Genomic DNA, 23,529 nt, shown 5'->3' on the forward strand with positions numbered 1-23,529 from the left:
GCAATTATTATTGGAATTGTTATCGGCACACTTGCTGCAAAGAAAGTGAAGATGACTGCGATGCCCGAACTGGTAACCTTTTTTAATGGGATGGGCGGAGCATGTGCTTCTTTAATTTCTATAGTAGAGTTCGATTATTTGTTCCGGACTAATAAAATGCTGGATTCAACATTCTTTTCGGGTGTAGTTCCTCTCGGGCATTACCTTGCAATTATTGCGGGAACTATTATCGGCAGCGTTTCTTTTGCTGGCAGCATGATCGCCTGGGGTAAGTTGAACGGAAAAATTAAAGACTTCACTTTTAAAGGTCAACACAGTTTTAATCTTGTTGTTTTTGCTTTAGTGCTTGCCGGCGCGGTATTTACTTATCAAACTAATGTTAAAGGAGCCGATATTCCCTTCTTTATAACCGTTTTCCTGGCGCTTTCGTACGGGGTATTATTTGTCCTTCCAATTGGTGGTGCGGACATGCCCGTTGTAATTTCTTTGCTCAATTCTTTTACCGGTGTGGCCGCAGCTTGTGGCGGTTTTTTGTATAACAACAAAGCAATGCTTACCGGCGGTATTTTAGTGGGTGCGGCGGGAACTTTGCTCACCATTCTAATGTGCCGTGCCATGAACAGGAGCCTTACGAATGTGCTGATAGGCTCTTTTGGTGGTGCAAAAACTTCAGCGACTTCTTCGGGTACACAAGGTAGTTATAAAGAAATTTCCATAAGTGATGCGGCAATGGTAATGGCTTATTCAAAAAAAGTGATGATAGTTCCCGGCTATGGATTGGCGGTTGCACAGGCGCAACATGCCTGCCATGAGCTCGAAAAAGTATTGGAAGAAAAAGGGGTTGAAGTAAAATATGCCATTCATCCGGTTGCAGGCCGTATGCCAGGGCACATGAATGTTTTGTTAGCTGAAGCAGATGTTAGTTATGATAAGTTATTAGAGATGGAAGATGCCAACGAAGAATTTAAAACTACAGATGTCGTATTGATTTTGGGGGCTAACGACGTTGTAAACCCTGCGGCAAAAAATGATCCTGCTTCACCCATTTATGGTATGCCCATACTCGAAGTGGAGCTTGCTAAAACAGTTATCGTAAATAAGAGAAGTATGAAGCCCGGTTATGCTGGTATCGAAAATGATCTGTTCTTCCACACCAAAACGTCCATGCTTTTTGGCGATGCAAAAAAGGTACTTCAGGATCTTATTGCAGAAATGAAAAATTTATAGAAGCGCTTTTTTCGCTAATTCCTTTCTATGTTAAAAACCCGATCTTATTATTTCCGGGTATAAATTTGAAGTCTTAAGTATTAATTCACCAAACAAAGTATTTGCCCACGCGAACCATTTGCGTGAAAAATTATTTACATCGTTTTTGTTAAATGACTCATGCATGAATCCTGTTCCGGCATTGGAGCCTTTCAACATCCTGATACATTTTTTTATTTCATTTTCATCGTTGCTTGTTAACCCACGCATAATAATGCTTAATGGCCAAATCCTGTCCATGCCTGCATGAGGACCGCCAATACCTTCGCCTGCAGATCCTTTAAAGAAAAATGGATTATCCGGAGACAGCACAAACTTTCTTGTGTTTATATAAACCGCATCATTTTGTTTCGCCGCATTCAAATAAGGCAATGATAAAAGACTGGGGACATTAGCATCGTCCATCAAGTTAAAACTTCCGAAACCATTTACTTCATAAGCATATATTTTCCCATAATGGTCATGATTGATGATTCCGTGTTGATGCAAAGCTGATTCCACTTCATTTGCAAGCTGCAAACATTCATTGGCTAGTATATTATTTTTTCTTATCGATTGAACCATGTCTGCCGCATTCTTTAACGAAACAACAGCGAAGAAGTTAGATGGAATAAGAAACGGAAAGATTGTGGCATCATCACTTGGTCTGAACATAGAGCATATCAATCCCACTGGTTTCACGGGATATCCAAACCCACCTAATGGAACGGTATCAGTTGCAAAAGCCGTGGTTCGTTGAAAGGAGTATGGTCCATTTCCATGCTTTCTTTGCTGCACCTTGAAAGTATTGACAATTATCTTAACAGCTTCTTCCCAACCTGCGTCAAAAGGTGTTGTGTTGCCCGTAAGTTTCCAGTATTGATGAGCCAATCTTATTGGGTAACACAATGAATCTATTTCCCATTTGCGCTCGTGAATGCCGGGTTTCATTACGGTTAAATCACTTTTCCATTCGCTGATCTTATTTTCATCCTTGTAAAAAGCATTGGCATAACTGTCGAGATGAATGCATTTTACCTGCCGGTTTATAACTCCATTTATTAATTGCTGAAGATGCCGATCATCTTTTACTAATGATAAGTAAGGCCAAACCTGAGCTGTACTATCACGAAGCCACATGGCATCAATATCCCCTGTAATTACATAAGTATCTGGTTTACCGTCGATGACTTCAAAATCAACAGTCGTATCCAAAGTATTTGGAAAACAATTTTCGAATAGCCATGCCAGTTCCGGATCGGCAATTTCTTTTTTAAGTTTCTTGATTACGTTTTCAACTGCTTCACTTGTAAATTTTCTCTCTGATAGAGGCGGCCTTTTACTTTCAAAGGGATTTTTGTTAAACGCAAATGCGCCGGATTTTTTTAATAAAATTCCAGATGCAAGAATGCCGGCTGTTTGAAGGAATTGTCTTCTGTTGTTCATTAATTATTTTTTAAAGAAATTTTTAGTGCCATCATTCAATTGGTAAGATCGTATCAGTAATTAAAATTAATAATTACCGATGGCAAAATATTTCATTTAAGCAATACAGTCAAATAAAAAACCCCTGCAATTGCAAGGGTTTCTCATTTGATGAATTTAGTTTCAAGATTTTGAAGTTGCAGGTAGTGCAGCAGATGCTGCCTTTTTTTCTTTCCTTGCTTTTTTACTGGTCGTGGAAGTTGTGTTGGAATTAGTTACCGAAGTGGGTGAAGTTTCAGCAACATTCTTTTTAACCTGGCCAGTCGCAATGGCCTTAGCGTACGCCGCCGAATCTAATACTTCGCCGGTGAGTTTAATAAATTTTATATCAGATGCACCAGCAAACTTAACCGTGAGCGTTTTATCGATATGTCCAAGATTCGCTGCATTGTAGGTGGCATGTATCACGCCTGTTTTGCCCGGGGCAATTGGTGACTTGGTATAATCGGAAATTGTGCAACCACAAGTCGGATTAGCCTGGTCAATTAATAAATCCTGTTTGCCAATATTTGTAACAACAAATGTGGCCGTTGCCGGTACGTTTTGTTTCACTTTGCCAAGGTCATATGTCTCAACATTAATTTTAGCAATGTCGTCCGCCTTAGTTTGAGCAAATAAAGAAGAAGACGATAATACTAAAACCGCGAATAGTAATTTTTTCATAATAGTTTGTTTGTTGTTTTTATTGTTCGTTTTTTAAAGAGTTTAATGATGTATTTGCAGGAGCTGAGGTAACCGGAGTTTTCCAAACATCTCCTTTAATGGTAATCTGTTTAACCTGGCTGCCATTGTACGTTATCGTAACTGGTTTGGCAAACGGTCCTTCGTTTTGTGCATTATAGCCGACAATTATTTGTGCGATTGCGCCAGGGGCAACTACATCCTTGTTCCATACTGGGGTAGTGCATCCGCAACTAGCCTGTACATTTTCGAGAGAAAATGGAGTAGTGCCGGTATTTGTAAATTCGAAGATGTGAGTAACAGGCTTGCCCTGGGGAATCTTGCCGAAATCGAATTCAGTTTCTTTAAGATTGAGCGATTCTGTGTTAGGTTTTGTATCCGTCGTGGCAGCAACGGACGTTTGAGCGTTAGTGGCAGCGGCCGTGCTTTCGATTTTAGCTTTCTTTATATTGTTTTTAGTAACATTAGCAGCACTGGTTTGTGCAAAAGTTGCCATACTGAAAGCAAATCCTAAAAGAAAAGTAAATATAAATTTCATTATCTTGTTTATTGTGCTTTCAAAGATAATAAAACGCGGCAAAAGGTTGCAAATTGTGAACAGGTTATCACTTTTTTAACAATCGTCATTCATAATTAATATTTTTGCTAATATGGACGCAAATTACCTGACTGATGAGGCTCTCCTTCAAAATTTGACTTTTGATAAGTTCAAGGAAGAAGTACTGAAAGATTATCGCACAGTTTGTGAAAGCCGTGAGGCCAGTATATTGGGTAGAAAGGAGGTGCTCACCGGTAAAGCAAAGTTTGGCATTTTTGGTGCCGGCAAAGAAGTGGCCCAGGTTGCTATGGCAAAGTTTTTCATGCCGGGCGATTTCAGAGCAGGGTATTACCGTGATCAAACGTTTATGTTCGCAAGCGGACTTGCCACTATAGAACAATTTTTTTCTCAATTATATGCAGATCCAGACATAAACAACGACCCTTTTAGCGCCGGTCGACAGATGAACTCTCATTTTGCCACAAAATTTGTAGATGAAAATGGCGAATGGCTGCCCCTTTCCCAATTAAAAAATGTTTCTTCAGATATTGCTCCTACTGCCGGCCAAATGCCAAGAGCACTTGGACTTGCCTTGGCTTCAAAACTTTTCAGAGACGAAAAGGATTTGAATAAAATGAAAAATTTAAGTGAAAACGGAAATGAAATTTGTTTTTGCACAATTGGCGACGCCGCAACATCGGAAGGGCATTTTTGGGAAGCAATGAATGCAGCCGGAGTACTTCAGGTTCCATTGGCAGTATTTGTATGGGATGATGGCTATGGAATATCGGTACCTAAAGAATATCAAACAACAAAATCATCTATTTCAAAAGCCCTGAGCGGTTTACAAAAAACTGAAGATAGTAACGGAATAAATATTTACAATTTAAAAGGATGGGATTATGCCGGTATGTGTGAAGTACTTGAAGTAGCTATTAAACATATTCGGGAAACTCATACGCCTGCTCTTTTTCACGTAGAAGAAATAACGCAGCCGCAGGGACATTCTACTTCGGGTAGCCAGGAGCGTTATAAAACATCAGAGAGGCTCACCTGGGAAAATCAATGGGAGTGCAGGAAGCAGATGCGTGAGTGGATTATTGAAAACGCTCTTGCAGATGATAATGAATTACGTGATATCGAAATTGCTGCAAAGAAGCTTGTAAAACAAAGCAGGCAAGATGCGTGGGAAAAATACATTTCGCCTATAAGGAAGCAGGTGAGTGATGTAATCTCGTTGCTTCGGGCTGATTTAGATCAACATAAAAATAAGGACGGGATTCAAAAGTTGATAGACAAGCTCTCCGCTAACCGGGAACCTTTAAGGCGTGATGTAATGAAGACGCTTTCAATAGCGCTCAATTATCCCGGTTTACCATCAGAGGCAATAAAAAACTACTACAATAAACTTGTAAAAGAAAATAGTAAGATATTTAATTCGAACCTGTATAATGAAGGACCGAAATCGGCGCTTAAAGTTGACCATATTAAAGCAATCTATAACGAAGACGCGGAAACGATAAACGGCTACGAAGTATTGAACAAATATTTTGACGCACTTTTTGCAAGTAATAATAAAGTGATTGCTTTTGGGGAAGACCTGGGGCACATAGGTGATGTAAACCAGGGTTTCAGCGGATTGCAGGCGAAGTATGGAGAAAGCAGAATATTCGACACGGGTATTCGGGAGCTAAGTATAATCGGGCAAGGGATTGGGCTTGCACTGCGTGGCTTAAGGCCTATTGCAGAAATTCAATATCTTGATTACTTGTTATACGGATTGCAGCCCTTAAGTGACGATGTTTGCACGACTTATTTTCGCACTATGGGCCAGCAAAGCATACCGCTGATTGTTCGTACGCGTGGGCATCGGCTTGAAGGAATCTGGCACAGCGGGTCGCCCATGGCAATGATCATAAATTCACTTCGTGGAATGTATGTATGTGTGCCTAGAAATATGGTTCAGGCTGTAGGCATGTACAATACATTATTACAAAGCAACGATCCTGCTTTGATGATTGAATGCTTGAATGGTTACCGCTTAAAAGAAAAATTGCCGGCGAACTTGATCGAATATACGGTACCGTTAGGTATGCCGGAAGTAGTTAAAGAAGGTAACGATATAACGATGGTTGCATATGGTGCTACGCTAAGAATTGTAGAGGAAGCAGCACAGATTTTGGAAGGAATGAAAATAAGCTGTGAAGTAATTGATGTTCAAACATTGCTGCCATTCGATATTAATCATTCGATTCTTTCTTCATTAAAAAAGACCAACCGCATAGTTTTTATTGATGAAGATGTTCCAGGTGGAGCAGCAGCTTACATGTTTAATAAAGTAATGGAAGAGCAGGGTGGTTATAAATGGCTCGATGTTTCTCCTCGTACGCTTACGGGGAAAGATCACCGGCCTTCATACGGAAGCGATGGTGATTATTTTAGTAAGCCTAACGTAGAAGATGTTATTAAGATTGCAAAAGAAATGATGGCAGAATAATTCAATAAGCAATAAGTTTATTTAATTGCCGGATATCATAAGATCAGAAAAGCGAAAGACACTGCGGTTAAAAAAAGAGCTCTAAATTTTAAAAAGATCAAATGAGATTAACCCTATACCAAATAGATGCGTTTACTGATCGGCTTTTCTCCGGAAATCCGGCAGCGGTAGTACCTCTTGATAAATGGATAGATGAGGACTTGATGCAAACACTGGCTTTTGAAAATAATCTTTCGGAGACGGTTTTTTTTGTTCCTGCAGGTCAAGGTTCTCAGGCTGACTTTGATATCAGGTGGTTTACGCCACAACTTGAAATCAATCTATGCGGCCATGCCACACTTGCTTCAGCCTTTGTAATTTTTAATTATTTGAATTTTAAAAAGCCGGATGTCAAGTTTAGTTCTCAAAGCGGAATTTTGTGGGTTTCAAAAGAAGATGATCTCATCAAAATGAATTTCCCTTCCTGGAATCCAGATGAATTTAACGATCCGCCTATTAATCTTAGAGATGCCCTCGGCGGTGCTGATATTAAAGGCATTTATAAAAATCGGGATCTGCTGGTGGAGTTAGCTGACGAAGATGCTGTTAGAAATTGCGTTCCCGATTTCTCCGCAATGAAGAATACAGGGTACAAAATAATTATTACTGCACCTGGAAAATCTGTTGATTTTGTATCAAGATTTTTTGCGCCAACTGCCGGCATTGATGAGGACCCCGTTACGGGATCTGCTCATTCGCAATTGATCCCTTTTTGGAGTAAAAAACTTAATAAAGAAAAAATGAATGCCTTACAATTATCTAAACGGGGTGGGGTAATTTATTGTGAACAAAGGGGCGACAGGGCAATTATGGCAGGCAATTGTGTATTTTATATGAAAGGCGAATTTGAAACAGGAGATCAATTATGATAAGTAATTCTGAGCGACATTTTATTGCGCAATGGAAGGAACAAAGGACTGGCCCACGTTGGAAATATTATTTGCAATTTACAATCGCCTGGACGGTTGTTTCATTTCTTGTTATTTTTTTTCTCACGAAACTTTTTACTCCTTTATGGGAAAGAGGAGGTCGGAATTTAATATTCATTCTTATTGCAGTATCAATTGCTATAGGGTTTCTTTCAACTCATTTAACTTATAGCTTAAGTGAAAAAAAATATAATAAAATAATGGAGAGAGAAGGGGATCAATTGAATTAATGACAATTTATTTCGTAAAAGATTCTTTTTTTTTATTTATATCGGCAATTATTTTTTCAGCGTGTTCTCTCGAGTTCTCAATAAAAAGGCGGTGGGTGTTCATTCCCCCGCAGATAACTCCCGCCAAATAAACTCCTTTTACATTGCTTTCATAATTTAACTCGCTATAAGTTGGTTTGCAGATTTCATCTTTCGAAAGTTCGATGCCTAGGCTTTTTAGGAATTGCAGATTTGGCTGGTATCCCGTCATTGAAAGCACCCAATCATTTTCTATTGTTACAATACCTTCAGGAGTCTTAATATCAACTTCATGCTCTCTTATCTCAGCTACGGTTGAATTGAAATATGCTTTTATAGAACCTTCCGCAATGCGATTTTCAATATCGGGTTTAACCCAATATTTTACCCGATCACTTATTTTGTCACCTCTAATCACCATAGTTACTGTTGCTCCTTTACGCCAGGTTTCAAGTGCTGCGTCTATTGCTGAGTTAGCAGCGCCAACTACCAATACTTTTTGAAAAGCATAATAATGGGGGTCCTTATAATAGTGTTTCACTTTAGGGAGATCTTCTCCTTTTACATTTAATAAATAGGGTATATCGTAAAAGCCGGTCGCGATTATAATATTGGACGCCTGGTATGACGATTTATTAGTTAGAACAGTAAATAAGTTTTCATTTTTATTCACACTCTTAACTTCTTCAAATAAGTGAATATTAAGATTTGAAGAAACAGCAACCCTGCGATAATATTCCAAAGCTTCGTTCCGGGTGGGCTTCACACTATTACTAACAAATGGAATTCCTCCAATTTCAAGTCGTTCACTTGTACTGAAAAAAGTCATGTTGGATGGGTAATTATAAATAGAATTAACCAATGCACCCTTTTCAATTATGCAATAACTTAAGTTTGATTTCTTTGCTTCCAGTCCGCATGCGAGGCCTATTGGACCTCCTCCAATAATAATAATGTCGTATGTTTCAGCTTTCATTTACAACCAATTTAGTCACATTTATTTTTTGAAATCTATTTTTGTAAAACATAAAATTAGTTAAGAGAAATGAAAGTTAAATTTATCGGGATTCCTTTACTACAGCCATGATTGCTCATTTCTAATTAAAATGATTTAATTTCCTTACTTTAAAAATTTATTAAGTCCGCTATAGTACAAAATTCTTTTTATGCTGTTCTTAAAAAATTCTTTTACTATGATCCTGTATTTATAAATAAATTTGTGATTACCTGCAGTTGTAAAAACTGTATCGTGATATAATAATTTCTTTTCAGGCTTTGAGAAAAAGTATAAATAAAAAGATTTACGGGTAACATATTCAGGGCATTTAATATTGCTGTAACCGTGGTATGAAATGTTGTTGCAAATAAAAATAACACAACGATTAAACCGGGGTTCTACGCTTGTTATGCATTTTGTATGCGAGGCATCCCAGAATTCCAGGTAACCGCACCACTCTTTTTCCCATGTTTTGTTTAGGAAAATAAGCAGGTTAATGCGGCGCTGCTTTTTTGCAACGGGATGCAGGTTATAATCAATATGAATATCTAAAAAACTTCCCTTGCCTCCCTGACTTAACCCGCTACCATAGCGGTCTTGAATGACTTCCAGGTTACTTATCCCGGAAATTTTTTCAATTTTTTGTATAAATGTATCATTAAGCAATTGCTGTTTTAATATAGTAAAAGAGTGATGCAGGTTTTCGAAAGATGAATGTTCTCCCTTATTTTCATTGATGCCATGGTAAATGGTATTCATTGCTTCCAATGATGGAAAATGTTCCGATAAAGAGTTGGCGAGTTCTTCTTCTAAAAAATTATCTATGCATAAGTATGGAAATGGCTCTGCTTCAATAAAGCACTTGTGTAACGCAGATAAATTTTCTTCTGAAAAAATATTTTTATCCATTCAACTCTTTTTTATTTTTTATTGCAATAACTGATAATAATAAAAAGAAAGGCAGCACTGATAATATAAACCTGTTTCCCCATTCATCGCAGGAAAGCATTACCGTAGTAACCGTAAGGCCGATGCAAGTAATCAAAAACCAAACTTCTGCTTTATCTTTTTTAAATAAATATTTTATATGAAAAAGAATCGCAGCATACATCAAATAAAAATAGCCAGAAGCAAAAACATTATGGAATACTGAATAGTAAGGGCGGTATATTTTAAAGAAAGCCGCAAGCCTTTGTATTGATAAGCGAAAAAATAAACCAGAATAATGAGTAATAATATACAGCAATCCTGCAATTGAATTTTTCTCAACAGGCACAACAATATTGTGAGCTATTCTTATTGTAGGCACGCCGCAAATAATTCTTTCATCAAGATAAGGCAGCAGGAAATCAAATTCACCGCCGGAGCCGATAGAGTAATTAAATAAAAAATAAAAAAAGATAAGACCAACGCAGATTGATGCAGCAATAATCTTCAAAGAGTTTTTATAATAAAATTTAATAATTATAAAAAGAAATGTCGCAGGTATAAAAAAAATACCTGTAGGCCTTGTGAGATATAGCAGTGATAAAAGCAAAAAGATAAGCAATATATTGTTTATGGTTAATCGTTTTACCGAAAAAAGAAAATAAGCGTATATCACAGAAAAACTAAAATATAAAGATTCAGTAAAGAGATAAGTATTGTAGAAATAATAATAAAAAAAAATTAGAAAATATAAAGTGCTGAAAAAAGATAGCAACAAACTGCCTGATAATTTATTTACAATTTTAAAAAAACAAATTATTGATATGCCATTACAAATTATTTGCAAAAGCACAAGAAATATAAAACTGATATGAAACTTTATGCATGCAGCGATTAGTAAAATTTGTACAGAATAAAAAATAAAATTGGCAGAGCTGTATTTTCCTGTGCTTAAAAATACATTAGCCTGGTCAATATATTTTACTGCTTCCTGTGTTGTTACTATTCCGTTTTGCCAGAAAAGAAAACACTGTAAACCGAGCCAGATAATAAACAACGCAAGCCTTGCATACCGTTTTTTAGCATCTGAGAGTGTGAATTTATCATTGATGGTTTTCTTCATAAAGTGGCTAATTTTTTAATGAAATTTTCTTTTCAAAAACCATGTTTCAAAATAAAAATAACTAATAATGCTGATGATAAAACTTATTGCAAGGCATGAAAAAAGTGAAATCATATCTGCATAAGCAATATTTATGTGAAATGAATTAACAAGAGAATTAGAAATTTTTATTTTAAAAGTTTTTAAAACCAGCCAGTGAAAAATATATAAACCATAAGAAATTTTTCCGGTAAACTTTAGCCATTCGCAATTGAAAACAGCAGATAGTAATTTGTTAGAATTGCTTACAGCTGCATCAACCAATCCTGCAGATATTAAGCCAATTAAAGTATACCCTATTGTGCTAATAAAAGGGTTTGCAAAACTTGCACTACCTGTAAGGTAGATTCCAAAAATTACAATAAGTAAGGCAGCAAGATAATACTTGATAAAACTTCTACCATTACTATTACTCTTTGAAATAAATAAAATGCCTCCCATCAAAAAAGAGTCCATTCTGCAAAACGTGTTATAATAATAATGCTCATAATCTGACCATTCAGGATACTTTATATATAAAAGTATTCTCGTTGCAATTATTAATAAGATAGCAGTAAAAATTAATTGAGGAAAATTTCTCCTCCCGAAAAAAAGGTATAAAAAAAATGGCCATATCAAATAAAATTGTTCTTCAACCGCCAGCGACCAAAAGTGACCTAAAAAATTTTCTTTAAAGCCATTATAAAATATAAAGCTCCAGTTCTGTAAGAAAAAGAGAAAACTCCACCAAGTATGATTATAAAATTCAAATAAATAAAAATTTTGTTTTTTGACTAATAAATTGAAGCCTATATAAAATATTATAAGAGTTAAATAATAAACGGGTAAAATCCTTAAAGTCCGGTTTATGTAAAATTTTTTTAGTGCATTAGGTTGTCCTTTTAATGCTATTAATCTTGATGTAATTAAATAACCTGATAAAACAAAAAACAAATCCACACCGCACCACCCAAAAGAAAATACAGGTAAGTAACCCCAGTAATGAAATGTAATAACCAGGATAATGGCCAGACCTCTGATCCCATCTAACTGTGGAATGTAAGGTTTTGTTGCAGATGTTGTAATGATAAATACTTTTAGAATTTCTAATTTGTTATCTGCGCAAAAGGGATTAACTCCTCATTAACTCTTATATCTATTTGTGGTATATCTTTCATATCGCAAAAGCTCTTCAAATCATGAAAAGCTTTTATAATTATTGTTTAATTGTTCATCATCGCATGAAATACATTTTTCCGTAACCTTTGGTAAAATATTTATCTGTATTGTCGCCATTATCGGTAAACTTGTCCAACGATTTTCCATTTAAATTAGTAAGTACCCTATAAAGATAAACACCATTTGCCACTTTCTGTCCATACATATCGGAGCCATCCCATTTAAATTCCGTAATATTTCGACCTATATGTAAAGGGCCTAACTCATCTTTAGTAATTTCTCTAATTATTTTACCGGTAATCGTTAATATTTGAATTCTTATATTTTGCGGTACAACAGTACCCGTAACGGTAAACACAAATGCAGTTGACGTTGTAAATGGATTTGGGTAATTGAGCAAATTAGAAATCATAGGTTTGTTGATAACTCTGAAATCAACCTGGTAATTCAAATTGCCTGCTGTATTACCCACGACATCTTTTCCTGAAATGATTAAAACGTATTCATCATCATCTCCCGGCAATAACGGCATAAAGTCAATGGTGGCAGTATTTTCGCCAGCTGCTAAATTGGCGGGTGTAAATCGCAATGTGTCGTTATCGAACTTATAAGTTCTCAATGAGCCATCGGGATATTGTATTTGAACCTTCATCAATGAGGTATCATCAAGAGATAAAAACTTACTTTCATCTTTTAGCTTAACAACTATATGAGGCCTTGCGGAAACGATATCACGGTTTAATATATGAACGCCGTCAAAAGTAACATCCAACAATGGATTAAATTTATCAGCTTTTACAAAAAATGTTTTGAAAAGGAAATTATTAAAATGATATTGCTCCGGCTGGTCATTGTCGGGGTTGAAATCAACATGCAAAGTATTGGCTCCGGAAAATGCTTTGGTGTCAATATCGTATTGCAGTTTGATCGTATCTCCGCTAACAAGCGGCTTTACTCTTGTAATGGGAAGAACATGAGTAACATTATTATCATCGATTACTTCAAATTTTACTTTGATGCTATCAAAAGCCGCAAGACTGATATTTTTGAACGCTATGCCAAAGTGCAAAATTTCTCCCTGGTCCAGCGTATCTTTTGTTAGGAAATACAAATTAGGGGTAAGTGCTCCTTCCGGCGCCGGGGTGAAATTTAATCTCCAATATGAGAGTTGATAAGGCGTTAGTTTCACACTATCTGAGTTGCGCATTCTAAGTTGCATGTATGGATACTTCGATGCATTTACTGAAGAAATATCAACGTCCTGCATGCTCTTATCTACGTTAAATAAAGTAGTTGAATTTCCTGTGCTGTCGATTCCAATAATCTGAACTTTAGGGTTGTCGGGAGAATTAAGTTCCAGGCTGCTTCCACGCCAATGCATTTCTTTCCATGCTGTTGCCGGACCAAATTTTGGCGACGTAATATATCCTAATGTATCAGGAGCATTAAAATTATGCGCCAAAGATATCTTATCATAAATTCCCGTAGAGAACACAAAATTGGGTATAAATGCAGGATTATTTTTTTGATACATGAATATAAAAGACCGCGGCCTATAGAAGGAATCAATTAAAACAAAGCCCTGCGACAGTAAACGATGGTATAATGAATTGTTGCTTCCGAAAGCAGTGGTATCGGCCTCCCAATCTGCAGCATAGGTATTACTGGCAGGGGCAGTACCTGAAATATTTCTAGCAATAACGATATAATTATCCGGAACCATATCAAGGAACTTCATGGCACTGTCTCTCTTCGCCTGGCTTAGAATGTTAAATTGGAAATTGGCTAACCTATCGTAACCACAAACCTGGTCACTTCCATATAACCCTGTTGGGCCTACGGCATTTAGCCATGGTTTTAAACTAATAGGATCGAGCACATTAAAAATAATACCGGAAACACCGCAAACACTCTCTGCAAATAAGGCGCCATTAACATCTTCGTCAAAATCGGATCCTAAACGGGCAGCCGTTGGAAACACGCCATTCCTGGAAGTAATTACATTATTGACAGAAGTATAATCCCATCGCCTGGCGCTATCTAAAATAATATGTTGCGTGTCGGAATATAGGTGCTGGTAGTAATGAGATTGATTCGCTCCCATCGAACTGTTGGCGATATAAATAAATGAAGCATTGTTCCAATGATAATCTGTTTCCAGGCCCGATGCAGGTTTAATTGATACGCGCCAGTAGTAAACTGTGCTATCGGCATAACTAAATCCGGGATCAAATTGTATAGCACCTCCCGGTGAATTAACTGTTTTACTTACTTTAACCGAAGAGTTAAAAAGCAAAGTGGTGTCAATTTCAAAAACATAATCTTTGGCAGATGCTAATGGGTCTGACGTGGATGCGTATAATTTTTGGTTTCCAACATTTACAATAGCGAAATTATAAGGATACACAGGTGTTGCTTCATCCTGGTATATAAATACATCCCTCGTTATACTGTTGTTATTTTCTGACAGTTCGTCTACTTCGTTATCTGCGTCTATTGTTACCGTTATCTTATTCAATCCTTTGTCCCTCGTAGAAATAATCGGAACGGAAATCTGTATAGAATCTGCATATCTTATACCTGGAATTCTTTTACGGAAAATAACCTCAGTAATTCCGTTAGGATACGTTCTTTTTACTTCAAAATAAATTGAGTCATTTATGGCCCTTCCGATGTTATAAGCTTTGGCCTGCAATTGAAAGCTGGTTTCAGACACAGAAATAAATGAAGGGTTAACTTTCACCTGCGGGTCTTCTATAATATAGTCAGGTTTTGGATGAGGATTTATAGTAATAGCAGGATCGCCATGCAGGTTCATTTCCTCCATATTAATTCGTGTGAGGAAATCCAGTGAGTTATTGGCACCCCCCAAATTATTTATCACATTTTTTATATCGTTGCCAACAGTATTACCATAATTTACCACACCAAGCTGGGTATACATTTCAACGTCGTAACTGTAGAGATAGGGAGGCACGCCCAGATGGGAACTAGCTAAAAATCCAATACTCCCGCCTTCACTGGCGAGCACAAATCTTTCTGAAATAGATAAATTATTTTGCGTTATCCGGGTAGTGTCGAATATATAGTTATTACCGGCGGTGCAACCACTTACTGAAAAGAACGGATATCTTCCCTGGTTTTGATAAGTCGAAGGGTCACTCAAATTAAACTCAAGTGTATTTGAGGAAGAATGTCCAAAATAAGAGAGGAGCCCTATCCCTTCATTAAATAATTGCTCAATTCTTTGACCGGATATCAATTGAACGGCAGAATTAGTAGTCTTGGCAAACGTTTCCACCTTGCCACCATACAATGTATCAACAATAATATTCGCATACTGATTCATGTAGAAAGTAAAAAGATCACTTTCTGAACTATCCTTTCCGCCAATTACATGAACTACGTTTTTCATCCATAATTTACTAGCGAGCGTTTGAGTCGTTGACGCCGCCGCATTTTCATATTCCTTTATCTTTTGGAGATAATTTCCAATTTCATTTCCCGTAGTTACCGATAGCCTGCCAATGGGGATAGTAGGTACGGTACTGCCATAAGGAGATGAAAGCAGAATATCCGAGGCCGGGTTGCCAAAAGTCTGAATAAGATCTAACTGATCATCATAAACGCTATTCTGATTATTTATATAGTCATAATACGTTATTCCTTTTCCAATCAGAAAAACATATTTTGGCTTGGGCGAAAATGTACCAGCAGCATATTGTATAAAATCTTTAATTGCCAACGGATGTTTTTTTATTCCATAACCAAACTGGTCATCTATTTGGTCGATATCATAAATTTTAGCATTATAACTACCACCCGCAGCCGAACTTCTATATGCACGGTACAAATCAACGTTGTTAATACCGGAACCATTGTTATATAAAACGGGGTTACTTATGATTAAGTAATTTCCCTGGTTAGCTGCAACTCCATAATTAACAAAATTTCTTTGGGTTAATGAACTAACGGAATTTATATTGGAGGCATCTTCGCTTACCATTTCAAATTTTCTCAGTGTAGCTGACGATGGCGGTAGTACAAATAAAATTTTACCAGGCGTTGTTGTAATATCGCCGGTGTACCTGGCACCAGAAGTAATATCGAGCAGTACGGGGTTGGCGCTCCCATAGTCAAAATTATCTATAACCAAATAGTTTCCGGATGCTGTTGCAGGTAGCTCAAAATAAAAATTCTTTTTATGGTTAAAATTAAACTTAGCAGGATAGGTTAAAGAGAATGTAGAAGCAACAATTCTGTCCGTACTAACAGAAGAAACGGGTTGAATAGAAATCAACACATGATCAGGGCTTGGAAAATAACTCGCCGGTATATTAAGTACTTGTTTTTTTAAGTATGTAAAATTTGACATTGGCTCATCGTCAATGACGTTATTATATATCTTAACCCTTACATTTCTTGGGTTTAAGGCGTTGCCTGCTACTGCAAAATTGAATGACGCCGATGGGCCTCCGGTATACATATAAATACTGTCGAAAAGATAAGAAAGCGGGCAGCATGGGGCAATATCATTCGATGTCCATCCTTCCCCGATATCATAAGAAGATGAATAAACATACTCCCCAAGCGGGAGCCCCAGGCCCATGTTTATTCTATTTTTAAAATAGACCGATTTTGTGTTTATAAAGTAAGGCTCCGGTGCAAGTGAATTTCCTGCAACATTATTCGGGCTGGTCACAAATCGCAAATTATTTCCCGAGGGATTTACCGTTAAAAAATAGGCGGCGGTGTCAGTTTCTAAACTGTAATAATCAGATAGCTGGTAATCAGGGTCGCGATAAAGTTTTGTGTCTTTCTTGCCATCATTCATAATCCCCCAAAATTCTATGTAGTCTGATGAGCTTAGAGGACCGTTGGACACTGATGTATATAAACCAACTTCTGCACCATTTCTCCATAGCTGAAATTGTTCGGCAGGGATAGCTCCAAGTCCCGCAGCATTAAGAATGGATTGAGATATGCGATAGAGGCCGGTTTGGCCAATATTAAATTTGTAATAAGTCTTACTATAATCAATCCAGCTATTAGTATATGTTTGTGTAAAAGCCGGGGCTGAAATGAAAATAAAAAATATTATTAATAATTTTTTCATAGACGTTAGTTAAGGCCTTAATTATTTTCTTTTTTAGCAAGATCAAATCTCAATGAGAAAATATGAGTATACAAAGGATTAGATTGATTAGCCAGGTTGGAGAAGGCGTAATCAATTCTTACATTTTTTATTTTAAATCCTGCGCCTAAACTTGGTTGATATATCCAAACTTTTTTTTGGTTGGTAGTATCTCCGTCTGCAAGCGCCTTCTGAAAATTGTAAATGCCGGCTCTAACAAAAAAAACATCTTTAATAGATGCCTCCATGCCAAAATGTGGATCAATGCTTATTGTCTTTCCACTTAATATTGTATTTCGTTCTCCATCAAAGGTAAAATCAAAATCTGCCTCAGTTAAAAGATTTACACTTGATCCAAGGCGAAAATTGTAGGAGTTACCTATTGTGAGCCTTGGAGCTGTAAGTTCTGTTGACTTTACAGGGATGTCATTTTTTGTGAGATATAAAACTTCTTTTTCTTTTTCAGAAAAATTAAACGACCAGGCATTAAAAGTGGTTGTAATATCCTTGGCAACAATGCCAAGCGTCCAGTTGTTTTTTTGCATTTTAAACCCTGCATCAAAGCCAAAACCCCATGCTGTCGCGAAATGACCCACCTTCCGGTAAATTATTTTTGCGTTAGCACCAAAACTCATTTTTACGTCATCATCATCTTTTATTTTTTGGGCAAAAGAAAATAAGAAGGCGTAATCTGCAGAAGAGAATGTGGTAATATTTCCATAATTGATGCTCCCGTCGGGTTCCACCAAAAACAAAGTATTTGGGATATCGTCCACCGCGAAACGTAAGATGGAAAAGCCGAGTGTTCTTTTGTTGTCGCTAATGGGTACAGCAACATTTCCATAGTCGTACTTACCAATATTATCAAAATAGCTGGCGTGCATGAGATTTATGGATGGATTGTCGCGAACACCGGTAAGCCCGGCCGGATTCCAATAACCTGCAGTTCCGTCATTTGCAGACGCCGAAACAGATGCTCCCATGCCTAAGCCTCTTGCTCCTGCACCTATATTTAAAAACTCATTAGAATATTTTCTGAATTGTGCAAACCCACAGCTAGGTAGTATCAACAGGCACATTAATTTGGTAAGTCTGGCAATTCTCATATTGGGGGAATGATCAATTTAATGGATAGTATCAGTGAGTATTTGGGTAATATAAAACGGACAATAACTCTAAATATTGTATCTCATTAAGCCTAATACCAACTAAAATTAAGTAAAACTTATGTAAACTATGGGGGATAGATTATGAGAAAATTTCGAAATAGCACCCTTCCGCTTTCCCGGTGTGATTCAACAATGTCATTAAAATGTCGCGGGTCTTCAAAATCAATTGTTGAAATATTTAATTGTGAACTATTTTTGAAACTTTACAATTATTATCATTCCTTTTAAAAAAAGTATGGACAATTTAATTGAGGAGTTAAGATGGCGGGGTTTAATTCAGGATATAATGCCCGGCACAGAGGAGCAATTATGTAAGGAGCCAACTGCTGGTTATGTGGGCTTCGATCCCACGGCCGATAGTTTGCATATTGGCAGCCTTATTCCGATAATTGCTTTAATGCACTTACAAAAATTTGGGCATAAACCTATTGCCTTAGTAGGAGGCGCCACAGGAATGGTGGGAGACCCTTCCGGGAAAAGTGAAGAACGTAATTTATTAAATACAGATGTGTTGAATTACAACCTAAAATCTGTGGAAAAGCAATTAAAAAAATTTCTTGATTTCAGCTCTGAAAGAGATAACGCTGCTGAAATGGTGAATAACTATGATTGGTTTAAAGACATTTCATTTCTGGATTTTATACGAGATGTGGGAAAGCATATTTCCATAAATTATATGATGGCGAAGGATAGTGTTCGAAAACGTTTGGAAGGGGAAAATGGCATGAGCTTCACCGAATTTACTTACCAACTGGTACAGGGCTATGATTTTTATTGGTTGAATAAAAACAAAAATTGCAGGTTTCAATTTGGAGGCAGTGACCAATGGGGAAACATAGTTACAGGAACGGAATTAATAAGGCGTAAAAGTGGGGCTGAAGCTTTTGCGTTTACCTGCCCCCTTTTAACAAAAGCCGACGGAGGAAAATTTGGCAAGACCGAAAAAGGAAATATATGGCTGAGTGCAGATAAAACATCGCCTTATAGCTTTTACCAGTTTTGGCTTAACACCGCTGACCTCGATGCCGAGAGATTTCTTAAAATTTTTACTTTTCTATCGAAAGAAGAAATTGCCTACTTAGTTAGCCAACATACGGGAAACGAAAACCAGCGAATTCTCCAGAAAAAGTTAGCTGAAGAAGTTACGTGTCTTGTCCATTCCCGTAAAGACTATGAATTTGCCGTGAGAGCGTCTTCAATCTTATTTAGCAGCGATACCGCACAAACGCTAAAGGAATTAAACGAGGAGCAGTTATTGCAGGTAATGGAAGGCGTTCCATCGATTGATGTAGACAGAAAAATGTTAAAAGAAAATATTGATCTCATTTCATTGCTGGCAGATACCAAAATATTTCCGAGCAAAGGTGAAGCCCGTAAAATGCTTGCGGGCGGCGGCGTATTTTTAAATAAAGAAAAAGTGATTGATGTTGAAACTAAATTAAACGAAGATTTTCTGCTAAATAATAAATACCTGCTTGTTCAAAAAGGAAAGAAAAATTATTATTTATTGAAAACGATATAATAAATATTTTAAATAGCTTTTTTTAATTTACCTCTTGATGAGCTTTCTTCTTTGTAATATGCTGTTATATCCGGAATAAATTTTCTTTCCTTAAGTAAGAACCCATTTCCTTTTTCACAAAAGTGCACTTTAATATTTTCCACGCTTATAGGGTTCCCGTCAGGAATATCAGCAATATTGTTATGCATGATGTCATGCCCGTCAATTATCATTACCATTCCACTGCCGATTGCCTCCATTACATTAGCGTCTTTTATAAGCATTCCCGTATCTTCTCCTAAACCTATTCCCACTGCAGAAGGGTTACTCGCAATCGCCTGCGCTAACCGGCCAAATCTTCCCCGTTTTTCAAAATGACTGTCGAAGATTACATCATCCATAAAGCCAAGGCCGGTAGTTATTTTCACTTCTCCTTTTAAATGAGCAGTTGTGGCATTACCTTCATAAACCATCGTATTGCTCATTGCCATTGCACCGGCCGAAGTACCAGCCACCACAAAATTTTTCTCATCGTGATATCGATTGAGAGCAATCTCCAAAAATTCCGTTCCTCCAAAAGTTGATGATAACCTTAATTGATTTCCGCCGCTAAACATTATGGCATCACAATTTTTTAATCGCTCAAGGTATTCTTTGTCCATTGCATCAGCCCTGTTGCGTATAGGCAATAAACCAATGTTTGTACATCCGATTTTTCCAAAAGCATTCAGGTAATTTTCACCCACTTCATTGGGTATCATAGAAGCCGTAGTAATTACTTCCATTCTTATGTCGGGGCCGCCTGCTTCGTCTACAATGCGTCGAAGAATACCCAACTCGAAAAAATTAAGATTATTTCTAACCGTATCGCCTTTTTCAAGATCAGAGCCTTTATCTTCGGCTCCTCCTATGGCAATAAGTTTTCCCTGCGGATGTTGCATGCATTCAATTTTGATATAAACAGCGGCGCCTCATTTATCGATACAATTATTGGGTTAGTATTCAATGCGCCTTTACTGTCAAAATAAATACTAATTACAAAAATAACGGAATTGAAATAAAGAGATTGTACAAACCATTGTATTTTTTGGATGTGAATTATCATTAACTTACAATTTGCTGCGTTGTTTTTTATGAGAACATTTAAATATTTATCCCAAATTTTATTAGTTCGTTTATGAAGATTATCGAAATAAAAGTTTTACGAGGCCCAAACTACTGGAGCATTAGACGGCCCAAGCTTATTCAAATGAAAATAGATCTCGAAGAAATGGAGCATGTGCCAACAAATAAATTACCAGGGTTTAAAGAGAAGCTCGAACAGTTATTACCCACACTTTATGAACACCGCTGCAGTGAGGGAGTACCCGGTGGATTTTTATCGCGGGTGGCAGAAGGTACCTGGATGGGACATGTTATAGAGCATGTAGCACTCGAACTTCAAACCCTTGCAGGTATGGATATGGGTTTCGGGAGAACAAGAACTACCGGAAAACATGGCGAGTATTTCGTTGTGTTTGATTATATGGAAGAGGACGCAGGCGTGTTTGCTGCAAAATCGGCATTCAGGCTCGTGGAATCTCTAATTGATAATTCTCCTTACAACCTGGAAGAGGAAGTTCAAACAATGAGAGAAATAAGAGAAGATACACGGCTGGGGCCTTCCACGGGAAGTATTGTTGAAGAAGCAGCCAGGCGTGGTATTCCTTATATCCGGCTGAATAAACATAGTCTTGTACAGTTAGGTTATGGAATTCATCAAAAGAGAATTCGTGCTACCATTGCCAGCACAACATCCACTATTGCGGTAGACATCGCCGGCGATAAAGAAGAAACAAAAAACCTGCTGAGCGCTGCAGAAGTACCGGTTCCGAAAGGGATTATCCTTTACAGCGATGAGACAGTACAGCGCGCTATAGATGAAGTTGGATATCCATTTGTAATTAAACCGATTGATGGAAACCATGGTAAGGGAGCTACTACAAACATTACCACTTTCGAACAAGCGGAAAGAGCATTGGAAGCTGCCAGGAAGTACGGTCGATCTGTTATATGCGAAAAATATATCTCAGGGTTCGATTTTAGAGTTTTGGTTATCAACTTCAAATTTATATGTGCTGCTTTGCGCACACCCGCGTCCGTTAGAGGCGACGGTGTTCATTCTATTCAATGGCTTATTGATGAAACAAACAAAGATCCCAGACGGGGCTATGGCCATGAAAAAGTTTTGACCCAAATAAAAATCGATGGATTTACGGAAAAAGTACTTGATGAAAAGGGGTACAACCTTGGTACGATTCCTGCAAAAGATGAGTTGGTGTTATTAAAACCAACGGCAAACTTGTCAACAGGAGGCACTTCTACCGATGTAACCGATGAAGTGCATCCCGTAAATATTTTCCTGGCAGAGCGTATCGCAAAAATTATAGGGCTTGATATCTGCGGCATTGATATTATGGCATCGGATTTAAAAAAGCCATTAAAAGAAAATGGTGGAGCTGTGCTTGAGGTAAATGCGGCGCCAGGATTTCGAATGCATGTAGAGCCATCTGAAGGAATTGCAAGAAACGCTGCAGAACCTGTGGTTGAAATGCTTTACCCTAAAGGCGGTGATGGCAGAATACCTATTATCGCAATCACCGGTACCAATGGTAAAACAACTACGAGTAGATTAACGGCGCATATTTGTAAGGTAGCGGGTTATAAGGTTGGATTCACAACTTCTGATGGTGTTTATATTCAAAATCAATTAATGATGCAAGGGGATTGTACCGGACCTAAAAGCGCCGAATTTGTACTAAAAGATCCAACTGTAGATTTTGCTGTTTTGGAGTGCGCCAGGGGAGGTATATTACGAAATGGTCTGGCCTTTGCAAACTGTAATATTGCTATCGTAACTAATGTAACCGCCGATCATATTGGGCTTGGTGGCATTGAAACGCTTGAACAGATGGCCAAAGTAAAACAGGTGTTGCCTGAAACTGTTTTTCCAAACGGGTTTGCAATCTTAAACGCGGATGATGACTTGGTTTATGCCATGAAAGATGGCCTCAACTGTAATATTGCGTTATTCAGCATGGATGAAAATAATAAACGGATAAAACAGCATTGCAGCAAAGGAGGCATTGCAGCTGTTTACGAAAATGATTATGTAACTATAATGAAAGGGAATTGGAAAATACGTGTTGAAAAGGTTACCGAAATTCCTATAACTTTTGGCGGCAAGGCGACTCACAATATTATGAACACACTTCCGTCTATCCTTGCCTGTTATCTTTTTAGAAATATAAAGGTCGAAGATATAAGGCAGGCCTTGCATACATTTATTCCCTCGGTTTCGCAAACGCCCGGAAGACTTAATCTCTTTCAGTTCAGGAATTTCCAGTTTTTGGCAGACTTCGCTCATAACCCCGCCGGTCTAAACCTCCTTTGCGATTTTGTTAATCGGTTGGAAAGTACTTATAAAGTTGGCATTATAAGTGGCACAGGCGATAGAAGGGACGATGACATTCGTGAAATAGGGAGGATATCAGCAAGAAATTTTGATGAAATAATCATCAGGCAGGATAAACACTTACGGGGACGGACAGCCGAAGAAATAATTAACCTTTTAGTGGAAGGTATTAATGAGAGCAAGCCTAAAGATATACCAGTTATGATTTTGCAAAAGGAGAGTGAAGCCATTCAGTATGCTTACGATAATGTAAAACCAGGAGCCATCATAACAATCATGTGTGATGTTATTCCGGATGCACTAGCTCATATCAAAAGGTTAAAAGAAGCTGAGGATAAGGAAGCTAAATCCAGGCTATAGTGCGC

16 protein-coding genes are annotated in these 23,529 nt (G+C 37.5%); 6 read left to right on the forward strand and 10 right to left on the reverse strand.

All coding sequences use genetic code 11. The annotated features are described in order from the left end of the window. Positions 1-1,227, forward strand: a 1,227-nt coding sequence (locus tag ACO1O5_RS03610) for an NAD(P)(+) transhydrogenase (Re/Si-specific) subunit beta (protein ID WP_486268471.1), incomplete at its 5' end; no start/stop codon positions are given. Positions 1,228-1,257: 30 nt separating this feature from the next. Here the strand turns inward: ACO1O5_RS03610 and ACO1O5_RS03615 are convergent. The 3 genes from ACO1O5_RS03615 to ACO1O5_RS03625 all read right to left on the reverse strand — a co-directional run bounded on the left by ACO1O5_RS03615 (position 1,258) and on the right by ACO1O5_RS03625 (position 3,949). Next, entirely contained in the window at positions 1,258-2,691 is a 1,434-nt protein-coding gene (locus ACO1O5_RS03615) for a glycoside hydrolase family 125 protein (RefSeq protein ID WP_486268472.1), read from the reverse strand. 162 nt (positions 2,692-2,853) lie between these two features. Then, positions 2,854-3,393 (reverse strand): DUF1573 domain-containing protein, encoded by a 540-nt coding sequence (locus tag ACO1O5_RS03620; protein WP_486268473.1) that lies wholly within the window; start codon positions 3,391-3,393, stop codon positions 2,854-2,856. 19 nt (positions 3,394-3,412) lie between these two features. Continuing rightward, a complete protein-coding gene (locus ACO1O5_RS03625) occupies positions 3,413-3,949 on the reverse strand; it encodes a DUF1573 domain-containing protein (protein WP_486268474.1) in 537 nt (178 codons plus the stop codon). A gap of 112 nt (positions 3,950-4,061) precedes the next feature. Here ACO1O5_RS03625 and ACO1O5_RS03630 point away from each other — a divergent pair, with 112 nt between their 5' ends. The 3 genes from ACO1O5_RS03630 (at position 4,062) to ACO1O5_RS03640 (ending at position 7,644) form a co-directional block, all read left to right on the forward strand. After that, complete coding sequence (locus ACO1O5_RS03630) at positions 4,062-6,446, forward strand: alpha-ketoacid dehydrogenase subunit alpha/beta (protein ID WP_486268475.1); 2,385 nt, start codon at positions 4,062-4,064, stop codon at positions 6,444-6,446. A gap of 101 nt (positions 6,447-6,547) precedes the next feature. After that, the gene (locus tag ACO1O5_RS03635; RefSeq protein ID WP_486268476.1) at positions 6,548-7,354 is read left to right on the forward strand and encodes a PhzF family phenazine biosynthesis protein; all 807 of its coding nucleotides are present in this window, start codon (positions 6,548-6,550) and stop codon (positions 7,352-7,354) included. Then, complete coding sequence (locus tag ACO1O5_RS03640) at positions 7,351-7,644, forward strand: hypothetical protein (RefSeq protein ID WP_486268477.1); 294 nt, start codon at positions 7,351-7,353, stop codon at positions 7,642-7,644. The genes ACO1O5_RS03635 and ACO1O5_RS03640 overlap by 4 nt, the downstream gene beginning before the upstream one ends. 7 nt (positions 7,645-7,651) lie before the next feature. Here ACO1O5_RS03640 and ACO1O5_RS03645 read toward each other — a convergent pair whose 3' ends face one another. The 6 genes from ACO1O5_RS03645 to ACO1O5_RS03670 all read right to left on the reverse strand — a co-directional run bounded on the left by ACO1O5_RS03645 (position 7,652) and on the right by ACO1O5_RS03670 (position 18,146). Then, positions 7,652-8,638 carry a YpdA family putative bacillithiol disulfide reductase gene (locus tag ACO1O5_RS03645; protein WP_486268478.1) on the reverse strand — a complete coding sequence of 329 codons (987 nt, stop codon included), beginning with the start codon at positions 8,636-8,638 and terminating at the stop codon, positions 7,652-7,654. Between the two features lie 144 nt (positions 8,639-8,782). Next, positions 8,783-9,568, reverse strand: coding sequence for a 2OG-Fe(II) oxygenase (locus tag ACO1O5_RS03650; RefSeq protein WP_486268479.1), 786 nt, complete (start codon positions 9,566-9,568; stop codon positions 8,783-8,785). After that, the gene (locus tag ACO1O5_RS03655; RefSeq protein ID WP_486268480.1) at positions 9,561-10,709 is read right to left on the reverse strand and encodes a hypothetical protein; all 1,149 of its coding nucleotides are present in this window, start codon (positions 10,707-10,709) and stop codon (positions 9,561-9,563) included. Before ACO1O5_RS03655 ends, ACO1O5_RS03650 begins: the two co-directional genes overlap by 8 nt. 15 nt (positions 10,710-10,724) lie before the next feature. After that, the gene (locus tag ACO1O5_RS03660) at positions 10,725-11,831 is read right to left on the reverse strand and encodes an acyltransferase family protein (RefSeq protein ID WP_486268498.1); all 1,107 of its coding nucleotides are present in this window, start codon (positions 11,829-11,831) and stop codon (positions 10,725-10,727) included. Between the two features lie 130 nt (positions 11,832-11,961). Continuing rightward, positions 11,962-17,022, reverse strand: coding sequence for a putative type IX secretion system sortase PorU2 (gene porU2, locus ACO1O5_RS03665; RefSeq protein ID WP_486268481.1), 5,061 nt, complete (start codon positions 17,020-17,022; stop codon positions 11,962-11,964). A gap of 17 nt (positions 17,023-17,039) precedes the next feature. Beyond that, a complete protein-coding gene (locus tag ACO1O5_RS03670) occupies positions 17,040-18,146 on the reverse strand; it encodes a putative type IX sorting system protein PorV2 (RefSeq protein ID WP_486268482.1) in 1,107 nt (368 codons plus the stop codon). Positions 18,147-18,444: 298 nt separating this feature from the next. Between ACO1O5_RS03670 and tyrS the strand changes: the two genes are divergently transcribed. Beyond that, positions 18,445-19,731 carry a tyrosine--tRNA ligase gene (gene tyrS / locus ACO1O5_RS03675; protein WP_486268483.1) on the forward strand — a complete coding sequence of 429 codons (1,287 nt, stop codon included), beginning with the start codon at positions 18,445-18,447 and terminating at the stop codon, positions 19,729-19,731. 8 nt (positions 19,732-19,739) lie between these two features. Here the strand turns inward: tyrS and ACO1O5_RS03680 are convergent, their stop codons facing one another. Then, complete coding sequence (locus ACO1O5_RS03680) at positions 19,740-20,651, reverse strand: cyanophycinase (RefSeq protein ID WP_486268484.1); 912 nt, start codon at positions 20,649-20,651, stop codon at positions 19,740-19,742. A gap of 236 nt (positions 20,652-20,887) precedes the next feature. On the opposite strand from ACO1O5_RS03680, the gene cphA reads away from it, so the two are divergent. Beyond that, on the forward strand, positions 20,888-23,524 hold the full coding sequence (gene cphA / locus ACO1O5_RS03685) for a cyanophycin synthetase (RefSeq protein ID WP_486268485.1): 2,637 nt from the start codon (positions 20,888-20,890) through the stop codon (positions 23,522-23,524). The last annotated feature ends 5 nt before the right edge of the window (positions 23,525-23,529 follow it).

It is taken from the genome of Ginsengibacter sp., from assembly GCF_057362405.1.